Here is a 3856-nt window from a genome sequence, read left to right on the forward strand (position 1 = left end):
AAGATCATCTGCAATCTTCTGGCCGAAGTCGATAACGACAACGCGATCAGAGATTCCCATGATCAGTGACATATCGTGTTCGATCAGAAGGACTGTGTATCCAGCATCGCGAATCTTCTTAATTGTCTCTGCAAGTGCAACTTTCTCAGCAGGGTTAAATCCTGCTGCTGGCTCATCAAGGAGAACGAGCTGAGGATTTGTTGCGAGTGCACGTGCAATTTCAAGTCGTCGCTGATCTCCATATGGGAGATTCTTTGCCAGCTGACCTGCGCGCTTGCGAAGTCCCATAAAGTTAAGGAGCTCGAGAGCGCGATCAAGAGCAGCTTTCTCTTCACGACGGGAACGAGGAGTTCCAAAGATTGCTCCGATGACACCAGATTTAGAGTGGATATCGGCACCAGTAACTACATTTTCTAGCGCTGATGATTCACCGAAAAGTCGAATATTCTGGAATGTACGAGCGATGCCCATCTTTGTAACCTGATGACGTTTCTTGCCAATGACCGATTGACCATTGAAGTTGATCTCACCAGAAGTTGGCTTGTAGACACCCGTGATTACGTTAAAGATCGTAGTCTTGCCAGCGCCATTTGGTCCAATGAGTGCGAGGATCTCGCCCTTCTTAACCTGAACGTTGACATCATTGAGAGCGGTAACGCCACCAAACTTCATGGTGACATTTTTCAGTTCGAGAAGTACCTCAGACATTATTTGATCTCTCCTTCTCCGGACTCTTCGACATGATCCCAATTTGCATCGAAATGTTCGCGCTTCTTCTTCGGCAAGATTCCATCTGGGCGAAGATTCATCATCACAACGAGAGCAATGCCGAATACCAAGATACGTGGCTGGCTTAAGAAGCGGATGCGCTCTGGCGTAAATGCAAGAAGTACTGCACCGAGAATCACACCCCAAACATTTCCGATTCCGCCAAATACAACACAGGCAAGAATCAAGATGGAGACGTTGAGGTTAAATTGATCCGGAACGATAGACAAGATTTGTGATGCGTAAACTACTCCGCCGACACCGGCAACAGCTGCGCCTAGTACGAATGCCCAGACCTTTGAGCGACGGGTGTTGATTCCCATCAACTGCGCAACATCGTCATCCTGACGGATTGCATCCCATGCTCTACCTGGACGACGTGCCGCAAGGCGACGGACCATCCAGATAATCAGCAAGGTAAATGTAAGGAGCATCCAGTAGTAAGGCTTTGGATCAAGAATAGTGAACTTAGCCTTAAAGATTTCTGGAGGTGTTGGAATTCCAGCAATACCGCGTGAACCACCGATTGCATCTGTGTTGACGGCAAAGATTCGAACAATTTCACCAAACCCGAGAGTCACAATCGCAAGGTAGTCACCACGAAGACGCAGAGTTGGAGTTCCAAGGAGAACGCCCGAGAGCATCGCGAGTGCAACACCAATCGGAAGAATCTCCCAGAAGTTCAAGCTTGTCTTGGTGCCAAGAATCGCCATTGTGTATGCGCCGATAGCGAAGAATGCAACGTAACCGAGATCGAGTAGACCTGACTTGCCGACCACAATATTGAGGCCGATCGCCATCATGACATACATGCCCACTGGATAGAAGAGCACCGACTGGAAGTCAGAGCCCGGTGTATTCAGGATTGGGTTATTAAGGAATGGAAGTGCGTAACAACTTCCGATAAAAATTACTGAGAGAAGAACGCGACGCCAGCGAGGAGAATTCTCCCAGAAGGTAGCTCCGCGATCGCGAAGATTGAGGTTGAGTTTTGACATTAGACCCTCGCCTGTGTGATTGATTCACCGAACAAGCCGGTTGGCTTGATGAGCAATACGAGTACCAAGATGATGAAAGAGATAACAGCTTTCCAAGCGGTTCCGAATACAGCTGATGTATAAGTCTCCATCAAACCGAGAACAAATCCACCGAAAAGTGCGCCTCGGAGATTTCCGATTCCGCCGAGAACTGCAGCGGTAAAAGCTGAAATTCCCAGGAAGAAGCCAACCTTAAACGATGTGTTCTCGTAGGTAAGAATATAGAAAAATGCTGCTGCACCTGCCATCAGACCGCCAGCGAAGAAGGTCACCGTAATAACACGATTGATGTTGACACCCATCAGAGTTGCGGTGTTCTCATCCATTGATACAGCGCGAATACCTTTACCGAGACGAGTCTTGGAGATGAATTGATCAAGGGCAACCATCATGAGACCAGCTGCGATAATCACGATCACTTTATCGTTGCGAATATCGGCACCAGCAAAAGAGAATAAGAAGGTCTTATCCATAATGCGAGGGAATTCGCGTGGAAGAGAGTGGGTGATAATGCGGAACAATTCAACGAGCGAGATTGAGACGCCAATCGCAGAAATAAGGGTTGCTAGCTTCGTAGCGCCACGCTTACGGAGTCGTCGATAGGCGACGAACTCAACTGCGATAGCGGTCAGTGCCGATGCGAGCATTGCAATTACCAGACAGAAGAGAAGGGTAAGTATCATTGAAGCGCCTGTACGAGGATCATCCTCAACTTTTACGCCCATAATTCCGGAAGCGACAAGAGCGCCGAATGTTCCAATCATAAAGACTTCAGAGTGGGCAAAGTTGATGAGGCGGAGTACGCCATACACCAATGTGTATCCCAACGAAATCAGCGCGTAAATAGCGCCGAGCGCTAGACCATCAAAGGTCAGCCCCCAAAATGCATCTCTTAAGAGTGCAAAATCCACAAGACACCTCGATATTTCATAAGGGAGGGAGACGGTGCCGTAACACCGTCTCCCTCCGTTTTAATGATGAACTGCTTTATTGCTTCTTAGAGCCACCAACAATTACTTGATTGCTCCAAGGAGAACGAGCTTTCCGTTCTTTACGACGAAGCCGTTGATATCTGCACCAGATACTTCGCCATCTGAGTCAAACTTGAGTGTCTTTGAAAGACCCTTAGATGACTTTGTTGATACGTACTTGTTGATAGATGCACGATCTGTATTTCCAGCCTTGATTGCCTCAAGGAAGAAGTTAGTTGCATCGTATGACTCTGTTGTGTAAACACCAGGAGTCCAACCAGCCTTGACCATCTCAGCAGCAAGTTTTGGAGATGCTGTCTCGAATGGGATTGCTGGAGCTGTAAGAAGTGCACCTTCAGCAGCCTTACGAGCAAGCTTTACGAATTGGTTATCAAGTGTTCCGTCGCCTGAAGCGAAGACAACCTTTGAACCTGAGTCGCGAAGCTGCTTTACGAATACTGCTGCCTGTGAGAAGTATCCTGAGTAGAAGACAGCTGTTGCCTTTGACTTCTTGATCTTTGCAATTGTTGCTGAGAAGTCTGTTGTACCTGTTGGTGTGACATCCTTACCGACAACGCGGCCAGCAAGTGTGATGTCTACAGTCTTCTGAAGTCCAACTGCATAGTCTGATGCATCGTTAACAAGGAAGACAGTTGCCTTCTTGTTGTTCTGAACGATCAAACGAGCAGCTGCTGGACCCTGGTAATCATCTGTCAACACTGCGCGGTGGAAAATTTCCTTACCGAATGATGGAAGTGTTGGGTTTGTAGCAGATGGTGTAATGATTGAAAGACCTGCTGAAAGGTAGATAGGTAGTGAAACCTTTGATGCACCTGAGTAGGCAGGACCGACAAGTGCGACTACGCACTCTTCAGCTGCAACCTTAGGAGCGATTGGAGCAGCAACTGCTGGATCACCCTGGTCATCTACTTCGTAGACAACTGGATCAACATTTGCCTTTGGATTTGCTGCAAGGAACTTCTTGAGCGCGAACTTAACACCGTTAAGTTCATTGATACCGAGAGCTGCTTCGCCACCTGTAAGTGGGCCCTGGTATGCAATCTTCAACTTGCCTGAGCA

General features: G+C 47.9%; 4 protein-coding genes. All 4 read right to left on the minus strand.

The genetic code is table 11. The features are described 5' to 3' along the window. On the minus strand, nt 1-708 hold a 708-nt coding region (locus ACKOVI_RS06225; RefSeq protein WP_509603221.1), incomplete at its 3' end, for an ABC transporter ATP-binding protein. Beyond that, on the minus strand, nt 708-1766 hold the full coding sequence (locus tag ACKOVI_RS06230; RefSeq protein WP_509603222.1) for a branched-chain amino acid ABC transporter permease: 1059 nt from the start codon (nt 1764-1766) through the stop codon (nt 708-710). The genes ACKOVI_RS06230 and ACKOVI_RS06225, both read right to left, overlap by 1 nt. After that, entirely contained in the window at nt 1766-2716 is a 951-nt protein-coding gene (locus tag ACKOVI_RS06235; RefSeq protein ID WP_509603223.1) for a branched-chain amino acid ABC transporter permease, read from the minus strand. The genes ACKOVI_RS06230 and ACKOVI_RS06235 overlap by 1 nt, the downstream gene beginning before the upstream one ends. Nucleotides 2717-2818: 102 nt before the next feature. Beyond that, on the minus strand, nt 2819-3856 hold a 1038-nt coding region (locus ACKOVI_RS06240), incomplete at its 5' end, for a branched-chain amino acid ABC transporter substrate-binding protein (RefSeq protein WP_509603224.1).

Source organism: Candidatus Planktophila sp. (assembly GCF_046070465.1).
Classification (GTDB): Bacteria; Actinomycetota; Actinomycetes; order Nanopelagicales; family Nanopelagicaceae; genus Planktophila.